A 22,381-nucleotide genomic window follows, 5' to 3' on the forward strand; every position below is an offset into this window, starting at 1 on the left:
CCCGGATGATTCCTCCGAACCAGCACCGTCTCGGTATCGATCACCCTGTCGTTTCGGTGAGAGACCACCCGAAAGCCGTGGAACAGTACAAGCGTCTCGGTTTTGCTCCGAGCCCGATCTCGTACCACCCGTGGGGTTCGGTTCTCACGCTGATGATGTTCGAGAACAATTTCATCGAGGTCATCGGGATCGACGATCCATCGAAATTCGGCACCGGCGAGGTCAACGGATTCTGCTATGGCCGCACACTGGGCGAATTTCTGGAGCGCTCCGAAGGACTCGGACTGCTTGCGCTGCACAGCAAGGACATCGATGCCGATTTCGCTGCAGTCAAGGCAACCGGCTTGCCGGTCCAACAACGGGTCGAGTTTCGACGAAAAATCACAACGCCGGACAGAAAACCGGATGAGGCCGTCGTATCGCTCGGCATGGTGATGGACACGGAGCTTGGCGACGCATCCAACTTCCTCTGCCAACAACATCGTCCGGAATTCATTTGGAGAAAGGATTGGCAAAACCATCCGAACGGCGCTATCGCTGTTGATGAAGTCGTTTACATCACGCCGGATCTCGATCTCCTGGAAGAGAGATGGTCGAGACTCTTTGGCGCGGATCAAACGTCGCGAGTCGACGGTCACGTCGAAGCCGATACCGGATGTGGGCGTGTGGTTGCCCTCACACCCACGCAGGCCGAAGAGCGTTTCGCGTCAGTCGGCCTCCCGACCCGCTACACCGACAAGCCGCACGGTATCGCGCTGCAACTCCGTGTCCGGGACCTCGGACAGACCGAGAAGATACTTGCCGAGAATGCGGTCAAGTATGGAAGAACATCGAAGGGTATCGCCGTGACGCCCGACTCTGCCGGCAATACGATCATCGAGTTCGTCCAGTAATACGCATCAATCCGCTCGGCGCATGTGAGGTTTGCTGGACGCTGTTGTAGCAAATGTTGTTCATGCTGAGAGACTTGGGCTTGAGTGCATCCCGGCCATTCGCCGGGCTGCACTTTTTTCTCCTCGTCCGCGCGTGCGCCAGGACTGGACGTCAGCGCGAGCCAGCGCCGGTACGCTACTCGCCCAGGTAAGCAGCCCGCACCTTCGGATCGTCGAGCAGCAGCAGCTTCGGCTTCGGCTTCGACAGGATCGCGCGCGATCTGCTGAATAGAGATATCCATCCGTCACTCCTGCGGCCAGTGTCTTCCCGGCCGCAGGTACCCAGGATCGCGAGCCCGGCGAAGCGGGCGAGACCCATTGCAGATTCAATCGGGAACATGCTCAAAAAAACGCGCCCTTGCCCTTGTCGATAACAAAGGCGAGGACGCAGAGCGCTGTTTGTTTTGAAAAAGTGGAAACACTGCGAGCGCAACGCGCATCGCGGCCAGGGTCTCAATGTTGAACGCCCAGGCTTTCGCGTTTGCCGTCCTTGAACGTATAGAGCGTCAGTGTTGCGTTTTGCAGATCGCCCTTCGAATCGAAGCGCGTTTCACCGATGACACCCTTGTAGTCCGTCTTCTTCAGATACGGAAGGTACTTCGCCGGATCGGACGAGCCGGCGTGCTTCATTGCATCAACCAGAATCATGATGGCGTCGTATGCATACGGCGCGTAGATCACCACATCCTGACCATATTTCTGCTTGAAGCGCTTCTTGAAGTTCTCCATCCCCGGCTCGTATTCCGACGTGATTCCGCCCGCCTCCGCGCAAATGACCTGTCGACCATTGAGCGCCGTTCCCGCGAGGTTAGGCAACTCTCCGGTGCAGATACCGTCGCCGCCCATGAACTTCGACACCATCCCGAGCTGTTGCATCTGCTTGATCATCGGGCCGCCTTGCGCATCCATTCCGCCGTAGAAGACGACGTCAGGACTTTCGCCTTTCACCGCAGTCAGGACACCGCGAAAGTCCGTTGCCTTGTCGGTCGTGTACTGCCGAGAAACCAGCTTCGCGCCGGAGGCCGTGGCGGATTTCAGAAATTCATCAGCAATGCCTTGTCCGTATGCGGTTCGATCGTCAATGACCGCGACGGATTTTGCGCCCCATTTCTGGACGGCATACTTGCCCAGAACCGAACCGAGTTGCCCATCGTTGGCAACCAGGCGGAAGGCCGTGTCGAAGCCCTGCTGGGTGTACTTCGGGTTGGTGGACGACTGCGAGATCTCGGGAATACGGGCGTCGTAATAGATCTTCGATGCCGGAATCGTCGCGCCCGAGTTGAAATGCCCGACAACCCCCCTGACCTTGGCGTCAACGAGACGCTGCGCGACTTGGGTGGCCTGACGCGGATCGCCTCCATCATCTTCGACCTGAAGCTCAACTTTCACCTTCTTGCCGCCGATCACCGGCGGATTGGCATTCAGGTCGTCGACGGCCATTCGAGCGCCCCGTTCGACGTCTTTGCCGAGGTTGGCATTCTGGCCCGTCAACGGTCCGGCGAACCCGAGTTTCACCACCGTGTCCTCCTGCGCGCTCGTGACGCCGGACGCGCACACAAGCATGGCACCGCTGACAAATGCAACTGATTTCGAAAGTTTCATTGCCTTTCTCCAACCGCAACGTGTAGTGCGAAGGTTTTGATAGTAAGGAATCCGTATAAAATTGATTCCGGACTGAACGCGTCCAACCAGAATTGATCTACTCCCCTGACGGATACGATCCCGGTAGATCTCGATCGCATGTCCCGGCGCGCAAATTCAGTGTCTGCGCGCCAAATTAGCTCGCCAATAGCATCGACTCGTCGAGATTGTTCTGTTTTTGAGAACACTCGTCGAGTGTTCAGACTCGGGACGGAGGCACCTTATCGGGCGGAGCCTGCCAAAAACGTAGGATGATTCGACGGCTTCGTAGCCAGGCGAGCGCTCGGGTAAACCTGATCGAACATCCGCGGGTTGCAGTCCTGTTGTGCAAGCGTCTGAGTCGATCATTTCGGACTCGTATCGCGTTTAACGACGCGGAACGAAAAAGGGTGACTTACGCCACCCCATAGGAATCGCGCCGCCCAATTTGCATCTACTTCGAGCGCTGCAATTGCGCGAGGATCGCGGGGTTCTCAAGTGTGGACGTGTCCTGCGTGATCGCCTCGCCCTTCGCGAGCGAGCGCGGCAGGCGGCGCATGATCTTGCCGGAGCGGGTCTTCGGCGGGTTGTCGCCGTGCGACATGCTTGCGTTCGAAGGTCGAAACAACCGATGCGGTTCATCAAAAATGCGGGGCGCCCGCCATGTACTCCTCCAATGGATTATCGACAATCGCATTGTTGCGGTGACGGCAACGCGCGAACAGCATCGCCGGCTCTCCCGAGAAATCTGATTCTCCGAACACACTCTCCAAGTGGCGTCCAAATAAGCGTTCTATTTTTCAGAACGAAAAAGGTCCATTGCTCGCGTTCCCGGTGCCTTTTTGGCTGGTAAGACTCATCACCCACGTAGACAGATCGAACGAAGCGTCGAACTTCATACCGATGTATCGCAATAGACATCGGCTGTGCAGCCGGCATCGACACTCTTACTGAGTCCAATCCCAACCCCCATCCAGGAGACACCCAATGCAGAACTCAGGTGATGATCTGCACCGCGGCCTAGAGGAGCGACACGTCAGCCTCATGGCACTCGGTGCCGCCATCGGCGTCGGGCTATTTCTCGGATCGGCGACCGCAATCAAGCTCGCTGGTCCTGCAATCCTGATTTCCTACGTTGTCTGCGGTCTCGCGATCTTCGTGATCATGCGTGCCCTCGGTGAGATGGCTGTACACAATCCCGTTTCCGGCTCATTCAGTCGATACGCTCGTGACTACATCGGCCCGCTAGCGGGATACCTGACTGGATGGACGTACTGGTTCATGTGGATCGTCACTTGCATGGCCGAGATTTCTGCTGTCGGCGTGTACATGCATGTCTGGTATCCCGACATACCGAACTGGATATGGGCTTTGGCCGCGCTCGTACTCATGGGCAGCATCAACTTCATCGCAGTGAAGATGTACGGCGAACTCGAATTCTGGTTTGCGCTGGTGAAGGTCGCGACGATCATTCTGATGATCGTTTCTGGCTTCGGCGCGATCTTCTTTGGCATCGGAAATGGCGGCGTCGCCACGGGTCTTCACAATCTCTGGACGAACGGCGGCTTTTTCCCCCATGGTCTCTCGGGATTGATGTTGGCGTTACCGATGGTCGCGTTCTCGTACGGTGGGATCGAAATGCTTGGCCTGACAGCAGGCGAGGCGAAAAATCCGAAGAAGTCGCTATCACGCGCAGTCAACTCGGTGTTCTGGCGGATTCTGATTTTCTACGTCGGCGCCCTGTTCGTCATCATGGCCATTTACCCGTGGAACGAAATCGGCAGCCAAGGAAGTCCCTTCGTCATGTTGTTTGACAGAATGGGCGTTCCCGCTGCAGCCGGCATCGTGAATTTTGTCGTTCTAACTGCTGCATTGTCGTCTTGCAACAGCGGCATTTTCAGCACCGGCCGTATGCTGTTCAATCTGGCGCAGCAAGGTCAGGCTCCCGCGTCGCTAGCCAACACGTCCGACAATGGGGTCCCACGTCGGGCGATTCTGATATCCGTGGCGCTTCTCTTCGTTGGCGTGGCGCTCAACTATTTGGCCCCGACCGAAGTGTTCACGTGGCTGAGTGCGATTTCCGCGTTCAGTTCGGTCTGGACATGGGGCGTCATTCTGCTTGCGCAGATCGGATTCCGAAAGTCCGTGTCGCGAAGCGAGGTGAACCGGATGACGTTGCGGGTACCCTTCTTCCCGTACACGTCCTATCTCGCAGGACTATTCCTGGTCGCGGTGCTGATCGTCATGGCATTTCACTCCGACACCAAGATTGCGCTCATCGTCGGTCCAGCGTGGATTGCCTTGCTCGTCGTGCTGTACTACGTGCGAGGCTATAGTCGCGCATCCGCCGATGTTCGCGCCAAAGAGGTAGCTTCCCGATAACGGAAGCCATGAACCGCTCAGCCACACCACGCAGGAAAATGTGTCGGCTGAGCGAATAAGAAATAGGGTCGGTTAAATCGCTTATTCCAATGGTATCGAATACTCGGGGAGCCGATCTCAGCAGAGTAGCTCGTCTCTCAACACACGCGCTAATCGATCTATCGCTTCGTAACCATCTTTGCTTCCACGCTACGTACTGAGCACGGCACGGCATTTCATTTGGGCACAATTGTTCGGACGATGTTCGCGTCGTTCTACCTCTTCGACGCCGGATTCGGCAAAGGCGAATTGTCCGTTTTTAGCACTGCCGACGTGATGCTCGGTGAACTCGCCTTACGCGCTCGCGCCAACACCGGATGGAGCATGAAAGCGGACTTGGTTCCGGTTACGGCCAGATTGCTCGAACGCCATGACAACCAGCTGCAGACTGCACCGCTTGACGAACTCGTTTCAGCACATCAAAGAGCCGAGGGAAATTTCAGTGCACCTCCGCATGAACGCTTGTCAATTGCCGCGCTCATACAACGCTCAAAGAGAAGCAGCCCGAACGCTTCGGCTCGATGGTGAATGCTCCTGCGTCGAAGCCCACACGCACGTAGCTTCGCGATGGCATATTCCACGATCTCTGGAACCGGCAAACCCAGTGGGTCCGCATGCACCCACAGAGGTAAGCGTTCGCCGTTCTCAAGACGAACTTCACGAATTGCGTATCGGGTCACGCCAGGCTCCATTCGACGAACGGAACCCATTTTTTGCCGATCAGGCACGTTCCGCCTGGATCGAAAAATGTGCAAACGAAAAAAGACCCGAAGCTCCAGGCTAAATCGTTGATTTAGCTCAGAAATTCGGGTCCATCCTTGCACTGGGGACTAACGTTCCTCTTAGAACGGTTAGCGGAACATGCCACTGTAAAAAATCTGCCAACCTCTTGAAGCGCCACAAATTCCAATGAACGATGATGGCCACTTGTAACGAACCGTCCAGCAAAGACTAGGCAAGCCCTTTGTACGATGACCGATGCGATCGAAATCGTGAACCCTCGCGTCTCGAACGGCGGGCTGCTCACCACCGAATCGACTACGTCGCTCAAGGTTCATATCCTATAGGCAACGGTATACGATAACAAGCGCATCATGCTCTCGGCGTAGCGATCGCTTTTTGGCAGGGTTCAGTCGAAGATCAAGCGCTCCTGCAGGATCCCCGTGTCGAACGCTACACTAGCGCCTCGTCATTGAGCACAGCTTGCAAATCTCCAGTCCCAATCGACGTGCCGGTATTGCAGGCATGCATTTGGTGACGGTAGCTCGGCTCCCCAGACAGCAAGAGCCTGTCAGATTCAACTACTCACGACAAACGTCTGTTGAGTCGCTATTAGCGCGGCGCCACACGCGGTCTTCATCCCATCCAGCGCTACCGGTCGACCATCTATCGCATACTGGTTCGAACCCTGGACAATGGGAAAGACACCACTGCATTTCGGGCACGCAACCATGTGTCCAATACCTGCCGGTGGGCGACCGTTTAGGTCAGCACGCTCGAAGCCTTCGAGCACCAAGCCGCCATGATCAGTTGAATCACCCTTGCGAATGATCGGCTTTGTCAATGCAGCCTCCGCGTCACGCTATCTATCCGAATAACTTACGTAGTCCTTCAAAAATCACGGACCTCTCAATGTAACCAAAAGCAGAAATCGCGCACACAACACCAATGGCCGAATACAGCAACAACATCTTGTTGATCGCCAACATGTCCGCCCACGATGCCTTCGTGAGCACTGCAAGAATAAGTGCAGCCGCAACTCCACCAGCGATGATAACCACAGGGAAAATCGCGCCTGATGGAATCACCGCCTTCACCCAAGCCATCGGGTAAGACAAAACCATTGCCGAAAAAAATGCAACCACAAACGCAACGACGGCGAACAAAAGCGAGACAATCCCAAAGTCCCGAATGGAAAGAAGCCCAATCAACACTCCGCCCACAATTGCGGCTGTCAAGCTCGCCCCAAGCAACTCAGAGAATCTCACTTTTTATCTCCTTGACACCCCATATATTTAAATATGTTCGCATCGACTTTACCCCACAACGAATCAGCAGCCCATTCATTAATCTTCGGGAGATATCCGGTTCCCTCGCCGTAAGTATGGATACTGATTGAATTACCGTCGTCCGATACCCATCGCCTGACAATCCCTGGTGAGAGCAAGTGGCGCCCTGGCTCGGTAACGTTGATTACCGTCGCACCACCATCCTTGACAACATGATGCACGTACCCTACCGGTAACGCAAAGCTTTCCTGTCCATTCTTGATGGGTTCCCCCGACGCACCGGGAGCAGGATATCGAAGCAATCCTTCAACTGCACTCTTGTAGTTGCACTTTGGATTCGTCTTTTGACAAGAATTAACCACATTGTATGAATGGAATCTCGGATTCGATTCATCAAACGTCGGAACTCCATCTGCGTCAACACCGGTAACTCCATCCTTACCTGGCGTATACAACCCAAGCGGATCATATTCAGACGCCGGATTCGATTCGGCATATGCAAATTTGTTTATACCACCAACAATCCCGATCGGGTCTTGATTAATGTACCGCCCTACTTGAGGATCGTAATACCGATATCGGTTGTAGTACAAGCCGGATTCCAGATCGCGATACTGCCCTGGGAATCGAATCGGATTATCAATTTCCTCTGCAATATGCATCCGCGCTTGACCATAGCCTTTGAGATCGACGGCCCATACCACCTTACGCTCGTCGTCTACGAGTTCTTGCGGCGTGCCCAAATGATCGCTTAGATAGTGATAGCGCTTACCACCCTCAAGCTTTGCCAGTGGCCCCCTGTGGTCTGGATGCGGAATATATGTAATCACCGAATCGTCTCGGGGCGACGCACCTGCCAACACTTCCTGCAGCATCCAATCGCCGTCCCAAGTGAACAACGTCGTTCGAGGTGCTTCGTTTGCAGGCGTGTGGATTTTCGCAATTCGTCGGCCAATTGCGTCGTATCTGTATTCGGTTCGGGTACCGTCAGCATGCTCAACGCCTGAGAGTTGATGCGCACCGTCGTACCAGTATCGCGTCGAGCGTGGCGCGGCCGTGATTTCCTGCCCGCCGGGAGAGTCCTGTCTCGACAATAGCCTACCAATCAGGCTCGACGCAGGTTGAGGAGGGGACGCTTCTCGCCCAGCTTGTACCGTCTGTCCGATCCGGTTGCCATGCCCGTCGTAAGTAAACTCGAATAGCGTGCGCGTCTCTCCGTTCGCATCGACAAAACGAGACAGCCGATCGCCGATCACGTTCGGCCCGATCAAAGCCGCGGACTCCAACACCGCGCCATTTGCACTTTGCGCCAATAGGTTCCCTGCCTGATCGTACTGGAACGCTTCGTTTGTCACCTCAGCACTTGCTTCCCCTCCTGTTCGGGCGATACCAATCAAGCGGGCGAGCGGATCATAGTGGTACCGCTTGTCACCACGCCAAGCGTCCGCCAATCGGGTCAATTGCCCGCTCGGGTCGTACTCCCATGAGCGCCACGGTCGCGGTTCTGCGCGTGGCTCGCCGCGCTCGTCGAGGTCCTGCAATCGTTGCGATGCCAACTGACCGGCATCGGTATATTGGAAAAGTTGTGCGATCGGTCCCTGTGTACTCTGAATCGTTCGATGCAATGCATCGCGCTCAAAGCTCGCTAGCACCCCGCCATCCAACAGCAATCCGTGGATATGTCCGCGGCCGTAGCGCTGCCAAGTCAGCACGCTCCCGTCCGGCAACATGGTCTGGCTGCGGTTGCCAATCGCGTCAAGTTGATGCTGGAGTCTCCAGACGCGGCCGTGGTGTGCTTGCAGCTCAGCGACTCGTCGCCCTGCGGCATCGTACTCGTAAGTGATTTGTGACTCGACGCCGATTGCCGGTCGATGGTGCAATTGCTTGAGCAAACCTCGTTCGTCATAGATGAACGCCGTGCTCGTGCCATCGCCAAGGCGCCGCTCGATCGGACGGCCGAGATTGTCGTACAGCAGCACTGTGCGCATTTGCCCGTCTTGGCCGTAATCGATTTGCTCGATCTGTTCGCCTGCAGCGTTATATGCGACCTGCTGTCGACGGCCGTCGAATCCAGTCTGCTCCACGATACGTCCCTGAGCGTCGTAACGGAACGTACAGTGCTCGCCTTTCGCGTTCGTCAAACGAACAAGCCGTCCAAGCTCATCGTATTGGAACGAGGTCCGACCACCCATTGGATCCGAGACGCCAACAGATTGGCCATACTCATCCCAGGTCACACGCGTCGTTCGTCCCAGTGGATCGACATGTGCAATTGCTCGTCCCGCTTGATCGTACTCGGTCTTCCAGACGCCGAGCCCTGCGGGTTCGACGGCAGCCGGCTTTCCCGAGACGTTGCCGTGGAATTTGCTCGTTTGACCCAACGCGTTCGTCTGGCTGGTTAGGCGACCAAACTCATCGTACGAATACTGCGTCGTGAATCCCGAACAGTCTGTACGGGCGATCAATTGGCCAGCCTCGTTCCACTGAGTACGAGTCACGTTACCAAGAGCATCCGTGTGCGTGACCGGGAGGGCATTCTCGAATACGGTGCTTGCAGAATTCCCCAGCGGATCGATTTCCTTCACAAGATGTCCGTCTGCGTCGTACTCGCGCTGCCAGATCTGGCCGGCAGGATCCGTGATGCGCACCGGCAGATTCAGATCGTTGTACTCGATTCGCGTCAAGTGACCCGCGGCATCCCGAATTGCGACCGGGCTACCCTGTGCATCGCATACCGCTTGCGTTGTTCGGCCCAGCGCGTCCGTCCGCCCGACAATGTTGCCGGTTTCGTCGAATTCGGTTGTTTCTGTGCTGCCGTTTGGGTAGGTGATCTGGTCGACCGCCCACAGCCCGTTGTACCGATACGTCGTTGCGTTCCCAAGCATGTCGGTGACACGCGTCATCCGAACCGACGTCTGGTAGTCGAAGCGTGTGTCGCGCGTGACTGTTGGCTTGCCGTCTTCGTTTCGGGTATATGCGTAGGTACGTACGCAGCGCGATTGCGGTGTATCGCCGTCCCATTCGGACACGAAGGTCGCGCCCGCCGGCATCTCGTAACGGGTCAGCAGGTGATGCTGATAAGCGTACCGCCAAGTTCGATTACCCTGATCGATCGCTTGGATCAGGTCACCATTTTCATCGTAGCGATATGCAGCAAGTTTCCGTTTTGAATCGCCGTGCTCGTCTACCCAATGGACTTCAGTGATGCGGCCGGATTCATCGTGTTGGCACGTCACCGTATGAACGTTATTTCGTACCTCCCGGAGGCTACCCGTCGACGTATAACCGAACGTCAGAGCTTGGCCATCCCGAGTTTCATACCGGGCAAGTTGCCAACACATCGCGTCAGCCGGATGCTGATCATATGTTTCGATGATTCCGCTTGGGAAGCGAATCGCGTAACGCTGCCCGCTTTCGTTATCGTCAAGGCGCGCGAGCGTGAATTTCTCGACTGGATGGAAATATTCCTCGCCGAGCTCAAGTAGCGGGAAATGCAACTGACGGCCGTCGAGGTCAAAATAGACCAACCTCGATATTCCAGCAGTCGTCTGCCGTTGAACTTCGGTCGAATACTGGAGCTTCCAAGCAACACCGAAACTGCCCGTCCGCTGGTCTGCACTACGGTAACGCCGATTCCAGCGGATTGGCACCCGGCCGGGTAGCGTGAAATCATCGTGAGTGAGCAGTTTCTGGCCGGTCGCTACATCGACAGGGTGCGCCGACTGGGTCTTTTTGGCACACTCCGCGCAATCAGCCTCGGTCACGGGCGCAAGACCCTTGGCGCTGCCGCCGCTTTGCGTTACCGGCCCTTCGAGATAAATACCCTTGCCCTTGAGATGGATGCCTGCTGCATCAATCGTAACCGTCCCCCCTGGGCCGATCAGTTGCGCAGTCGATGAACCCGACAGACTCGCCTGGCCCTGATCTGTAATCCTGATCTGGTTGCTATCGGCGCTTGTGACGTGATCCGGAAGTTGCGGACTGAAATCCGGCGAGACATCGAGCGGCGCCTCCTGATCCTTCTTGACTGCGTCCCCGACCGCCTTGCCGCGCACCGTTACCGTATAGGTGTGACCTACGTGCGCGGTCCAGTCCTCTACGACGCGATCCGTGCGGCTCATCCCGACCGTGCTCGCCATCTGCAACACGACATTGCGCAAGAACAGACCGCCGACGTTGACGTTGTAGGCAAGTCCAACGTTGAGCATCTTGCCGAGACCAACGCTTTGTACCGATGCCAGCCCAACCGTCTCAACCTTGACGCCTCCGGTCGAGAGCGTCCAGTTCCGGCCGATCTGCGCCTTCTCGTCCTGTCCAACGGATTTTTGTCGATCGACACCAACCGAATGCGACTCGTCGTTTTCGACCTCGATACGCTGATCCTTCTCCGCATGCAGCCAGACTTCTTCCTGTCCCTTCCTATCTTCGAAGCGAAGCGCATTGGCTGTATTGACGTCACCGCCCGTGCTCGAGCGCGTCAATATCCCGCTCTGCGTTGCGTTTGCTGGCAAACTCCACGGCGGCGTATTCCGGGCGTTGTAGACGGACGAGATAATCAGAGGGCGATCGGGATTTCCATCACCGAAAGCGATGACGACTTCGTCACCGATGCGGGGCAACTGAATCATCCCGAACCCTGCGCTCGCCCACGGCTGTGAGACGCGCACCCAACATGAACTACCCTGATCGCTTTTGCCCAATCGGTCCCATGGGAACTGCACTTTTACGCGACCGAGTTCGTCGGTGTAGATTTCCTGACCTTGAGGGCCAACCACGGTAGCGGTCTGGACACCGACAATAGCCGGCCGAGGAATCGTCAGAAGCGGACGATAAGGGATCTTCTTGCGAATGCAGCGGAACTCGTTGGCGTACGTCGCGACGCCGGGCTGCGCCTGATAGTTGTTCGTACCGTGATGTCGGACCCAGGTCACCAGAAACTGGCGATCCTCGGGCTGCGCGCGTTCATGGTCGTAGTGGGCCTCGATCTGTACGTAGCGATCGGGCTCGATCCGCCGGCAATGAGTGGCGCCGACGAAAAACTTGCTATGTGCAGCGAGTGCTTCAGTGCGGAACCTCGCCAACTGTTCGCCGCGGTCACTGTCAGGGAAGCCGTGGGCGCCCAGATAATCATAGACCTCGTAGTTGTCGACTTCGCCCTGGTTAATGCCAGTGTCGCGCTCGACCAAGCGTCTCGCAGCCGGTGCCTTGTAGTCACCGGTTTTGAGCGTCGTGCTGCCGGACGTCAATTGCCGGCGCGCAACGAACGACGTGACCACTTGTTCATCGTCCAGTATTTCGTCGGTCGAGTACCGCAGCATCGGACTACGCCCGGAGATCGGCTGGGCGTTCGTTGACGTATCGGTAATGATCAGCGTGTGGGCATCTTTCTTGTGTTCGAAATAGAAGAACAGCCCTTCTTCCTGAATGAGACGCAAAGCGAACGCCAGATCCGTTTCCTTGTACTGCGTACAGTAGCTGCGGTTCGCGGTCGGTTTCTGTAGTCGTATCTCTACATCGCCGAACTTTCGATAGCGTTGAAATACTGCAATCAGAATTTCTTCGACCGTTTGCTCTTGGAAGATTCTGATGTCCTGCCGCCGATCCATGAACGCGATCCATGGCCGAGCAGTCGCTTCGTAGATCGCGAGGCCACCGTCCATGCCCGTGTGCTCAAAATCCGTCACGTAGCCGTGGAAATAACGTTCCTCGGAGCTCGCGATCGCGTCGGTCAATTGCAGGGTTACTGTGACCGGTTTTCCGATCAGCTTCTTGAGCTCGATGTTCGGATCCTGCGAAGCCAGCTTGAGCTGAATTTCGAACAACTGGCCCAGCCCTTCCTCGCATCGAAATTCAGTCAATACGAGATCGGACCGTCCAGACAGAGGTGTCTTGATCGTGAAGAGTCGGTTATTTTGAAGCGCAAAGAATTGCTTCGCGATCTCGGCAAAGGAGAGCGGCGGCATACGTTATCGTCCTGTCTTGTTGGTCTAGCCGGACTTGGAGGCGGCCCGCCCCCTCACAAACGAAATGCCCCCTCCAAGTGGCGAGCATTCATATCATCATACGATGATACCGAATGCTGACTGTCAGGAAATGCAAACTTTTCGAGATAAACGGTGCCATATCATTTTTTGCATCGTCATGAGATGGAACTTGTTTACCAGTGCGCGTCAACTTAGTCACGCAAGCGGGCGTACGTCCAGTTCAGCGCGTCCGTCGTATGAAGCAACTCACCGCCACACGGAGCGTAGGAACAGATCAAAGTAGCCATTTGCTCGGTCTCCGCCTCACTTCAAGTTTGGCCCATCATGCGATTCGGCAATAATGCATTGAATTGACTCCAAAATCGTTCCAATGACTTCTGGCGATTCCATGGCTTCAAGTGACAGAGGTAGGTTCACGTGGACGCTCGATTGTCTCTCGTTGCGTCGGAGCAATCGGGCTCGCCCGCTGGGAATTCAGGTGACGATGGGCGACTACGACACACTGGATATTGCTCAACTCGATGCCACGGCAATTTCAGATTCTTTCTCCGCTCTTTTGCAAGGCGAGTAGTTTTGCGAGCCGAGCTCGATCGCTTTTAAGAACCTCCTCAATTATTCCTCGATCCCTCTGCGCGGCACGCAATTTGTGTGCGTCCTCTGTAAAGATGTGATGAATTCTGTCGAGCCGATTTGGACTCAAGTGCGTTTGCATCCAAGTTTCAATAGGGGAATCGTAAACCGGGACTACATGCGTCGTTTTTCGACTGATTCCTAGCGCACGCAATGCGGTGATTTTCAGAATGTCGGAAAGATCCTTGTCAAAGGTTATGATGTTTGCAACATAAAAACATCCAGCCGATGAATCAAGGTTGGTGTTCGACAAGTCGTCCATCGTTCTGGCAAAAAATATGTCTTGCGCACACCCCCTAACAACCGCAAAAGGATTCAGCGCGTAGTGTCTCCGGCGTGTACAATCCTTCTGTATCCACGCCCTTCCATGGCATCACCGTATCGATTCACGAAGACATAAGGGTTCCGGTGAGCTCGAGGCCACAGCATTCTGTTGCTTCTTTCTCCTAGCCAGCGTTCCAATACAATTGCAAGCTCCTCGTCGATATACAACAGCCGTCCCAATGTCTTCGCTGCGGCCGGATCTCTCCTTTTGTCATCAGGATCGTGGTAACGCGGCATGATCGTTAATTCGGCGGGCGCGCTATCGAGATTAAGATCTGCTTTTTTTAAACCGCGCACTTCCCCCGAACGGACACCTAGCTTGAACGCGATCAACAACAGAGCGTGATTTCGCGCTCTGGTCCTAGCATCGAACGGATTACCCTGATCATCAGGTTGAATTACTTTGAGAAACAGCGCCCGCTGGTCGTCGTGGAGGCCACGACGTTCACCGTCAGTTTGCGAATTCCGGCCACGCGCTCGCGGGGAAACTGAGCGAGAACGGACTACAAATCTTTGTAATGCGAGAAGTGCAACGTGCCGTGCAGCTACCTCAGACATTCGAGCGATGACCGGCTCGAAAACCCAAAGCATGTAATCGACCGCTGTTGCATAACGAACTGCTGCATAAGCGGAACCAACGACTAAGTTGGCTGCTCGGCTCCCGGTGGGTGTCCGGCACCGATCAGCCAGCGCAACTAGCTCATTCAGGGACAGGAAAATCTGATCGCTCGCTCTTAAGACAAGGTCAATGCGATGATCAGAGAGAAATTGAAGTGTCAGGCCGAGCGCTTCGACCCTGTGACGAATGCTCGCACGTCGGAGCCCACGAGCACGTAGCTTGGCTAGCGTGTATTCCAGAATCTCCGGTACCGGCAACCCAACCGGATCTCCGTACACCAAGAACGGAACGCGTTCGCCGCTTTCAAGACGAACTTCACGAATTGCGTATCGGGTCACGCTAGGCTCCACTCGACGAACGGAGCCCATTTTTTACCGATTAGGCATGTTCCGCCTAGATCGAAAAATGTGTAAACGAAAAAAGACCCGAAAATCCGGGCTAAATCATTGATTTAGCTCGAAAATTCAGGTCTATCCTTACACTAGGAACTAACGTTCCTCCTAGAACGGAATATCGTCGTCCATCTCGTCGAAGCCGCCGCCTGCCGGTGCGCTCGGACGGCTTTGCGCGCCGCCGCCTGCACCGCCACGCGCTGCGCCGCCGGCACGACCGCCGCCGCCACCGCCGCGCTCCATCTGCTCGCCACGGCCACCGCCGCCACCACCACCGTAGCCGCCGCCGTAACCGCCTTCGTCACCGCCGCCACCACCACCGCCGCCCGCACCGCGGCCGCCGAGCATCTGCATCTGGTCAGCGACGATTTCGGTCGAGTAACGATCCTGGCCGTCCTGACCCTGCCACTTGCGCGTGCGGATGCGGCCTTCGATATAGACCGACGACCCCTTCTTCAGGTACTCGCTGACGATTTCCGCCAGGCGGCCGAAGAACGCGACGCGATGCCACTCGGTCATTTCCTTGAAATCGCCGCTCGCCTTGTCCTTGTAGCGGTCGGTCGTCGCGAGACGGATGTTCGCAACCGCGTCGCCGCTCGGCAGGTAACGGACTTCAGGATCGGCGCCGAGATTGCCGACGAGGATGACCTTGTTGACGGATGCCATGTGTTTCTCCAGTAAATTCGATGCCGGGCCGCCCGCTCATGCTGTCGGTGCGGCCCGCCGGGGCAAGCCGGCGAAAGTCGCCGGTGCCTGCCCGAAATGAGTTCAGGCCTTGCGCGGCGGCGCTTTCATGCTGGCCGCGATTATAAGCCACGCGGCAACGAGCCCCGAACACGTGTAGAACACCGTATTGGCGCCACCGTGCTTCAGCAGCCAGCCGCCCACGATGCCGCCGAGCGCGAGCCCGACCGACTGCGTGGTGTTGTACACACCCGTGGCCGCGCCCTTGCGCGAACCGGGCGCGAGCTTCGACACGAGCGACGGCTGCGACGCTTCCAGGATGTTGAAGCCGAGGAAGTAGACGAAAAGAACCGCCGCCACAATCAGGATGGTATGCGGCGCGCTGCCCAGCAGCAATTGGCCAATCAGGATAGCCAGGATGCCGCCGAGCAGCACCGGCTTCATCTTGCCCCGTTTTTCCGCGACGATGATCGCCGGGACCATCATCACGAACGCGAGCCCCATCACCGGCAGGTAGACCTTCCAGTGCGAGGCGACCGGCAGGCCGCCGTCGACGAGCAGGCGCGGCACGACGAGAAACAGCGCCGTCTGCGTGGCATGCAGCACCAGCACGCCGAAGTTCAGGCGCAGCAGCTCGACGTTGTGCAGCACCTCGGCGAACGGCGCGGGCACGTGCACGGGCTTGGCCGCATCGGGCACGATCCACAGCACGACGCCGATCGCGAGGATCGACAGCACGCCGACGATCGCGAACAGCCCGCTCATCCCGACCCAGTGGAACACGATCGGCGCACCGACGATCGCGACCGCGAACGACACGCCAATCGAGCCGCCGACCATCGCCATCGCCTTCGTGCGGTTCTGCTCGGAGGTCAGGTCGGCGATGAACGCGAGCACCGCGGACGACACCGCGCCCATCCCCTGGATCACGCGGCCGACGATGATCCACGTGATGTCGTGCGCGGACGCGGCAACGAAGCTGCCGATCGCGAAGATCACGAGGCCGGTCGCGATCACCGGCTTGCGGCCGAACTTGTCGGACGCCCAGCCGTAGAAGATATAGAACAGCGACTGCGTGACGCCGTAGGCCCCGAGCGCGATGCCGACGAGCAGCACGTTGTCGCCGCCCGGGATGGTTTTCGCGTAGACCGAGAACACCGGCATGATCATGAACAGGCCGAGCATGCGCAGCGCGAAGATCGCCGCGAGCGACGTGGTCGCGCGCAATTCGGGCGCGGTCATGCGGGAAGACGTGGCAGACGGATTGGACATCGGGAATGAATTTCGAATGATCGGAATGCCCGCCCGACACCGGGCGGCGGAAGATCAGGACCAGCGGCCCGGGAGGCTTGGCCGGCAACACGTCGGGGCAGGATTCAGGCCGCCCGCAGGCTGCCCGGAACCGCGCGGCGCGGCCGCTGCGGCCACTTTTCCCGGCGCAGGCGCCATCTTGCTGCCACCTGCTGCTAAGGCTGGGGACCCCAAACGACGGCCTCGAAAAGCCGTTATAGTAGCAGGTTTGGTTCCCTCCATTTTCGCCAGGTTCATGGAACAGATCCGCATCCGTGGGGCTCGTACCCACAACCTGAAAAACGTCAATCTCGACCTGCCGCGCCACAAGCTGGTCGTGATTACCGGGTTGTCCGGGTCGGGCAAGTCGTCGCTCGCGTTCGATACCCTTTATGCCGAGGGTCAGCGCCGCTACGTCGAAAGCCTGTCCGCGTATGCCCGCCAGTTCCTGCAGCTGATGGAGAAACCCGACGTCGACCTGATCGAAGGCCTGTCGCCGGCGATCTCGATCGAGCAGAAGGCGACGTCCCACAACCCGCGTTCGACCGTCGGCACGGTCACGGAAATCCACGACTACCTGCGACTTTTGTTCGCACGTGTCGGCACGCCGTACTGCCCCGACCACGACATCCCGCTGGAAGCGCAAAGCGTGTCGCAGATGGTCGACGCCGCGCTCGCGCTGCCCGAGGAAACCAAGCTGATGATCCTCGCGCCCGTCGTCGCGGACCGCAAGGGCGAGCATGCCGAGCTGTTCGAGGACATGCAGGCGCAGGGTTTCGTGCGCTTTCGCGTGCGCTCGGGCGGCGGCGCCGCGAACGAAGGCGTCGCGAAGATCTACGAGGTCGAGTCGCTGCCGAAGCTGAAGAAGAACGACAAGCACACGATCGACGTCGTCGTCGATCGTCTCAAGGTGCGCCCGGACATGAAGCAGCGCCTCGCCGAGTCGTTCGAGACGGCGCTGCGCCTCGCCGACGGCCGCGCGATCGCGCTCGAGATGGACACCGACCGCGAGTACCTGTTCAGCTCGAAGTTCGCATGCCCGATCTGCTCGTACTCGCTGCAGGAGCTCGAGCCGCGCCTGTTCTCGTTCAACAACCCGATGGGCGCGTGCCCGGAATGCGACGGCCTCGGCCAGATCACGTTCTTCGACCCGAAGCGGGTCGTCGCGCACCCGTCGCTGTCGCTCGCCGCCGGCGCCGTGAAAGGCTGGGACCGCCGCAACCAGTTCTACTTCCAGATGCTGCAGAGTCTCGCGGCGTTCTACGAATTCGACATCGACGCCGCGTTCGAGGATCTGCCGGAAAAGATCCGGAAGGTGCTGCTGTTCGGCTCGGGCAAGCAGACGATCCCGTTTTCGTACATCAACGAACGCGGCCGCACGACGATCCGCGAGCACGTGTTCGAGGGGATCATCCCGAACCTCGAGCGCCGCTACCGCGAGACCGATTCGGTCGCGGTGCGCGAAGAGCTGTCGAAGTACCAGAACAACCAGCCGTGCCCGTCGTGCGACGGCACGCGCCTGCGCCGCGAAGCGCGCCACGTGCGGATCGGCACGGGCGACTACGCGCGCGGCATCTTCGAAATCAGCGGCTGGCCGCTGCGCGACGCGCTCGGCTATTTCGACGGGCTGTCGCTCGACGGCGCGAAACGCGAGATCGCCGACAAGGTCATCAAGGAAATCGTCGCGCGCCTCACCTTCCTGAACAACGTCGGCCTCGACTACCTGTCGCTCGAGCGCAGCGCGGAAACCCTGTCGGGCGGCGAGGCGCAGCGCATCCGGCTCGCGTCGCAGATCGGCTCGGGTCTCACGGGCGTGATGTACGTGCTCGACGAGCCGTCGATCGGCCTGCACCAGCGCGACAACGACCGCCTGATCGCGACCCTCAAGCACCTGCGCGACCTCGGCAACTCGGTGATCGTCGTCGAGCACGACGAGGACATGATCCGCACCGCCGACTACGTCGTCGACATGGGCCCGGGCGCCGGCGAGCACGGCGGCGTGATCGTGGCCGAGGGCACGCCGAAGCAGGTGCAGTCGAATCCGCAGTCGCTCACCGGCCAGTACCTGCTCGGCAAACGCGTGATCGAGTACCCGGACGAGCGGCTGGCCCCCGATCCCGAGCGTATGCTGCGCATCATCGACGCACACGGCAACAACCTGAAGCACGTCGATCTGGAGCTGCCGGTCGGCCTGCTGACCTGCATCACCGGCGTGTCGGGCTCCGGCAAGTCGACGCTGATCAACGACACGCTGTATCACGCGGTCGCGCGCCACCTGTACGGTTCGTCGGCCGAGCCGGCGCCGCACGAGGCGATCGAGGGCCTCGAGCACTTTGACAAGGTGATCAACGTCGACCAGTCGCCGATCGGCCGCACGCCGCGCTCGAACCCGGCCACGTATACGGGCCTGTTCACGCCGATCCGCGAGCTGTTCTCGGGCGTGCCGACCTCGAAGGAGCGCGGCTACGATCCGGGCCGTTTCTCGTTCAACGTGAAGGGCGGCCGTTGCGAATCGTGCCAGGGCGACGGCGTGCTGAAGGTGGAAATGCACTTCCTGCCGGACGTCTACGTGCCGTGCGACGTGTGCCACGGCAAGCGCTACAACCGCGAAACGCTCGAAGTGCAGTACAAGGGCAAGAACATCAGCGAAGTGCTCGACATGACGGTCGAGCACGCGTATGAGTTCTTCAGCGCGGTGCCGGTCATCGCGCGCAAGCTGAAGACGCTGCTCGACGTCGGCCTCGGCTACATCCGCCTCGGCCAGTCGGCCACGACGCTGTCGGGCGGCGAGGCGCAGCGCGTGAAGCTGTCGCTCGAGCTCTCCAAGCGCGACACCGGCCGCACGCTGTACATCCTCGACGAGCCGACCACCGGCCTGCACTTCCACGACATCGCCCTGCTGCTGGAAGTGATCCACCGGCTGCGCGACCAGGGCAACACGGTCGTGATCATCGAGCACAACCTCGACGTGATCAAGACGGCCGACTGGGTGATCGACCTCGGCCCCGAAGGCGGTGCCGGCGGCGGCCAGATCATCGCGCAGGGCACGCCCGAGCAGGTCGCGAAAACGAAGGCGAGCTTTACCGGCAAATATCTCGCGCCGCTGCTCAAGCGCACGGCCCGCAAAGTCGCGGCCGGCTGACGCGTCGCGCCTGCCTGCCCTCCCGCGCGCGGCCGCCCGGCCGCGCGCCCTTGCGCACCGCCGAACCGGCCCCTTCTCGTTTTCCCTCCTGCGTTTACACCACGCGCCAAACGGCCCCGTTGCGGACCATAATGGCAGCTATACTTTACGGTCGTAAGGTTCGCCGTACGCACCAATCCGGTGCGGCGCCGGGCGAACACGGCTCTGCCGCGCATTCCGCGGCATGACACACGAACGACAGGAATCCACGATGGAGAAGCAACCAGACTCGTCGCGCGATGCGCAGAATCGCGAACCGCACCTGCGCAGCGTGCGGCTGACGAGCGACTTCAGCCTGCCGAAGCTGTCGGCGCTCGAGATCGGCAGCTATGCGTTCGCGATCCTCGCGATGTGGCTCGTGATCGAACTCAAGCTGCTCGGCGGGCTGCTGGCCGGCCTGCTGGTCTACCAGCTGATCCACACGATCGCCCCCGTGATCGAACGCCATACCACGAGCATGCGCGCGCGCTGGGTCGCCGTCGTGCTGCTGTCGATCGCGATCGTCGGCGCGTTGACGGGCCTGACGATCGGCATCATCGAACACTTCGAGCGCACGGTGCCGAACCTGCAAAGCCTGCTCGACCAGCTGATGCAGATCGTCGAGCAGACCCGCGCCCGCACGCCGGCCTGGATCGCGAACCTGCTGCCCGTCGACGTCGAGCAGATGAAGACGAAGGCCGCCGTGCTGATGCACTCGCACATGGATCAGCTCCAGCAAAGCGGCAAGAGCGTCGCGCGCGGCTTCGGCCACGTGCTGTTCGGGATGATCATCGGCGCGATGATCGCGATCGGCGTCGAGCACGGCAAGGTGCGCCGGCCGCTGTCCACGGCGCTCGTCACGCGCGTGTCGCGCTTCGCCGACGCATTCCGCCGGATCGTGTTCGCGCAGATCAAGATCTCGGCGATCAACGCGGTGTTCACGGGCATCTACCTGCTCGTCGCGCTGCCGATCTTCCACCAGCGGCTGCCGCTGTCGAAAACGCTCGTGCTCGTCACGTTCATCGTCGGCCTGCTGCCCGTGATCGGCAACCTGATCTCGAACACGCTGATCGTCGCCGTGTCGCTGTCGGTCAGCATGGGCACCGCGATCGCGTCGCTGGCGTTCCTCGTGGTCATCCACAAGCTCGAATACTTCCTGAACGCGAAGATCATCGGCGGCCAGATCGAGTCGCGCGCATGGGAGCTGCTGCTCGCGATGCTGATCATGGAGGCCGCGTTCGGGCTGCCGGGCGTGATCGCCGCGCCGATCTTCTACGCGTACCTGAAGCGCGAGCTGTACCTGCTGCGGCTGATCTGAAGCAGCCCGCCCGCCAACAGCGATAAAAAAACGCCGCGCCCCGTGAAGGGCGCGGCGTTTTTGTTTGTGATTGCCCGCCAGCCGACGGCCGGCAATCGGCATTCAACACATCAGCGGAACACGACCGTCTTCGTCCCGTTCAGCACGATCCGGTGCTCGACGTGCCACTTCACCGCGCGCGCCAGCGTCACGCATTCGACGTCGCGGCCGATCGCGGTCAGCTGGTCGGGCGTCATGCTGTGGTCGACGCGCTCGACTTCCTGCTCGATGATCGGGCCTTCGTCGAGATCGGTCGTCACGTAGTGCGCGGTCGCGCCGATCAGCTTCACGCCGCGGTCGAACGCCTGGTAGTACGGCTTCGCGCCCTTGAAGCTCGGCAGGAACGAATGGTGGATGTTGATCGCGCGGCCGGCGAGCTGCTTGCACAGGTTCGGCGACAGGATCTGCATGTAGCGCGCGAGCACGACGAGATCGGCCTGGTGCTCGTCGATCACTTCCAGCACGCGCGCCTCCTGCGCGGCCTTCGCGGCATCGGACGAGCCGCCGACCAGCGGAAAGTGATGGAACGGGATGTTGTAGCTCGCGGCAAGCTGGTAGAACTCCTTGTGGTTCGACACGATCGCCGGGATCTCGATGGGCAGCTGGCCGGTGCGATAGCGGAACAGCAGGTCGTTCAGGCAGTGGCCGATCTTCGACACCATGATCACGACGCGCGGCTTCACGGCCGCGTCATGCAGCTCCCAGCGCATCGAGAACTGTTCGGCGAGCGGCGCGAATTCCTTGCGAAGCGTGTCGAGCGCCGTCGCGGCATCCGCGCCGCCGCCGTCCTGCACGAAGTGCACGCGCATGAAGAACTCGCTGGTGCGGCTGTCGCCGAACTGCGCCGAATCGAGGATGTTGTTGCTGCGCTCGAACAGGAAGCCCGTGACCGCATGGACGATGCCGTGCCGGTCGGGGCACGACAGTTTCAAGATAAAGCTGTGATCGGTCGGCATGAC

The 22,381-nt window shown here is 59.0% G+C and carries 15 protein-coding genes; 5 read left to right on the forward strand and 10 right to left on the reverse strand.

The features are described from left to right. Window positions 1–5 precede the first annotated feature (5 nt). A complete protein-coding gene (locus CFB41_RS14755; RefSeq protein ID WP_089456942.1) occupies window positions 6–893 on the forward strand; it encodes a VOC family protein in 888 nt (295 codons plus the stop codon). Between the two features lie 175 nt (window positions 894–1,068). On the opposite strand, the gene CFB41_RS14760 is transcribed toward CFB41_RS14755, so the two are convergent. The 3 genes from CFB41_RS14760 to CFB41_RS38125 form a co-directional block, all read right to left on the reverse strand. Beyond that, a complete protein-coding gene (locus tag CFB41_RS14760) occupies window positions 1,069–1,251 on the reverse strand; it encodes a hypothetical protein (RefSeq protein WP_105771023.1) in 183 nt (60 codons plus the stop codon). Window positions 1,252–1,385: 134 nt separating this feature from the next. Continuing rightward, entirely contained in the window at window positions 1,386–2,534 is a 1,149-nt protein-coding gene (locus tag CFB41_RS14765; RefSeq protein WP_089456944.1) for a branched-chain amino acid ABC transporter substrate-binding protein, read from the reverse strand. A gap of 472 nt (window positions 2,535–3,006) precedes the next feature. Next, window positions 3,007–3,156, reverse strand: coding sequence for a hypothetical protein (locus CFB41_RS38125; RefSeq protein WP_179250023.1), 150 nt, complete (start codon window positions 3,154–3,156; stop codon window positions 3,007–3,009). 383 nt (window positions 3,157–3,539) lie between these two features. Between CFB41_RS38125 and CFB41_RS14770 the strand changes: the two genes are divergently transcribed. Beyond that, window positions 3,540–4,934 (forward strand): amino acid permease, encoded by a 1,395-nt coding sequence (locus CFB41_RS14770; protein WP_089456945.1) that lies wholly within the window; start codon window positions 3,540–3,542, stop codon window positions 4,932–4,934. 240 nt (window positions 4,935–5,174) lie between these two features. After that, window positions 5,175–5,501 (forward strand): hypothetical protein, encoded by a 327-nt coding sequence (locus CFB41_RS37455; RefSeq protein ID WP_144029933.1) that lies wholly within the window; start codon window positions 5,175–5,177, stop codon window positions 5,499–5,501. Between the two features lie 769 nt (window positions 5,502–6,270). On the opposite strand, the gene CFB41_RS14775 is transcribed toward CFB41_RS37455, so the two are convergent. The 6 genes from CFB41_RS14775 to CFB41_RS14795 all read right to left on the reverse strand — a co-directional run bounded on the left by CFB41_RS14775 (window position 6,271) and on the right by CFB41_RS14795 (window position 16,887). Beyond that, complete coding sequence (locus tag CFB41_RS14775) at window positions 6,271–6,537, reverse strand: PAAR domain-containing protein (RefSeq protein ID WP_089456946.1); 267 nt, start codon at window positions 6,535–6,537, stop codon at window positions 6,271–6,273. A gap of 22 nt (window positions 6,538–6,559) precedes the next feature. After that, window positions 6,560–6,961 carry a hypothetical protein gene (locus CFB41_RS14780; protein WP_059831114.1) on the reverse strand — a complete coding sequence of 134 codons (402 nt, stop codon included), beginning with the start codon at window positions 6,959–6,961 and terminating at the stop codon, window positions 6,560–6,562. Next, complete coding sequence (gene tssI, locus CFB41_RS38615; protein WP_089456947.1) at window positions 6,958–12,945, reverse strand: type VI secretion system tip protein TssI/VgrG; 5,988 nt, start codon at window positions 12,943–12,945, stop codon at window positions 6,958–6,960. Before tssI ends, CFB41_RS14780 begins: the two co-directional genes overlap by 4 nt. A gap of 966 nt (window positions 12,946–13,911) precedes the next feature. Then, complete coding sequence (locus CFB41_RS37460) at window positions 13,912–14,877, reverse strand: site-specific integrase (protein WP_179250047.1); 966 nt, start codon at window positions 14,875–14,877, stop codon at window positions 13,912–13,914. Between the two features lie 162 nt (window positions 14,878–15,039). Beyond that, the gene (locus CFB41_RS14790; protein ID WP_059233184.1) at window positions 15,040–15,597 is read right to left on the reverse strand and encodes a single-stranded DNA-binding protein; all 558 of its coding nucleotides are present in this window, start codon (window positions 15,595–15,597) and stop codon (window positions 15,040–15,042) included. A gap of 102 nt (window positions 15,598–15,699) precedes the next feature. After that, window positions 15,700–16,887: an MFS transporter gene (locus tag CFB41_RS14795; protein WP_089426342.1), complete on the reverse strand. Its 1,188-nt coding sequence runs from the start codon at window positions 16,885–16,887 to the stop codon at window positions 15,700–15,702. Between the two features lie 274 nt (window positions 16,888–17,161). On the opposite strand from CFB41_RS14795, the gene uvrA reads away from it, so the two are divergent. Further along, the gene (gene uvrA, locus CFB41_RS14805) at window positions 17,162–20,047 is read left to right on the forward strand and encodes an excinuclease ABC subunit UvrA (RefSeq protein ID WP_089456948.1); all 2,886 of its coding nucleotides are present in this window, start codon (window positions 17,162–17,164) and stop codon (window positions 20,045–20,047) included. A gap of 250 nt (window positions 20,048–20,297) precedes the next feature. Further along, complete coding sequence (locus CFB41_RS14810) at window positions 20,298–21,383, forward strand: AI-2E family transporter (protein ID WP_174973068.1); 1,086 nt, start codon at window positions 20,298–20,300, stop codon at window positions 21,381–21,383. 110 nt (window positions 21,384–21,493) lie between these two features. Here the strand turns inward: CFB41_RS14810 and purU are convergent, their stop codons facing one another. Then, entirely contained in the window at window positions 21,494–22,378 is an 885-nt protein-coding gene (gene purU, locus CFB41_RS14815; protein WP_089456949.1) for a formyltetrahydrofolate deformylase, read from the reverse strand. Window positions 22,379–22,381: the final 3 nt, after the last annotated feature.

Source organism: Burkholderia sp. AU33803 (assembly GCF_002223095.1).
In the GTDB taxonomy this organism is placed as follows: Bacteria; Pseudomonadota; Gammaproteobacteria; order Burkholderiales; family Burkholderiaceae; genus Burkholderia.

What these genes read in the sequence shown, in the direction of transcription:
- CFB41_RS14810 (WP_174973068.1), top strand. Translation starts at nt 20,298, where the DNA reads ATGGAGAAGCAACCAGACTCGTCGCGCGATGCGCAGAATCGCGAACCG.
- CFB41_RS14795 (WP_089426342.1), bottom strand. Translation starts at nt 16,887, where the DNA reads ATGTCCAATCCGTCTGCCACGTCTTCCCGCATGACCGCGCCCGAATTG.
- uvrA (WP_089456948.1), top strand. Translation starts at nt 17,162, where the DNA reads ATGGAACAGATCCGCATCCGTGGGGCTCGTACCCACAACCTGAAAAAC.
- tssI (WP_089456947.1), bottom strand. Translation starts at nt 12,945, where the DNA reads ATGCCGCCGCTCTCCTTTGCCGAGATCGCGAAGCAATTCTTTGCGCTT.
- CFB41_RS14755 (WP_089456942.1), top strand. Translation starts at nt 6, where the DNA reads ATGATTCCTCCGAACCAGCACCGTCTCGGTATCGATCACCCTGTCGTT.
- CFB41_RS14760 (WP_105771023.1), bottom strand. Translation starts at nt 1,251, where the DNA reads ATGGGTCTCGCCCGCTTCGCCGGGCTCGCGATCCTGGGTACCTGCGGC.
- CFB41_RS14765 (WP_089456944.1), bottom strand. Translation starts at nt 2,534, where the DNA reads ATGAAACTTTCGAAATCAGTTGCATTTGTCAGCGGTGCCATGCTTGTG.
- CFB41_RS38125 (WP_179250023.1), bottom strand. Translation starts at nt 3,156, where the DNA reads ATGTCGCACGGCGACAACCCGCCGAAGACCCGCTCCGGCAAGATCATG.
- CFB41_RS14770 (WP_089456945.1), top strand. Translation starts at nt 3,540, where the DNA reads ATGCAGAACTCAGGTGATGATCTGCACCGCGGCCTAGAGGAGCGACAC.
- CFB41_RS37455 (WP_144029933.1), top strand. Translation starts at nt 5,175, where the DNA reads ATGTTCGCGTCGTTCTACCTCTTCGACGCCGGATTCGGCAAAGGCGAA.
- purU (WP_089456949.1), bottom strand. Translation starts at nt 22,378, where the DNA reads ATGCCGACCGATCACAGCTTTATCTTGAAACTGTCGTGCCCCGACCGG.
- CFB41_RS14790 (WP_059233184.1), bottom strand. Translation starts at nt 15,597, where the DNA reads ATGGCATCCGTCAACAAGGTCATCCTCGTCGGCAATCTCGGCGCCGAT.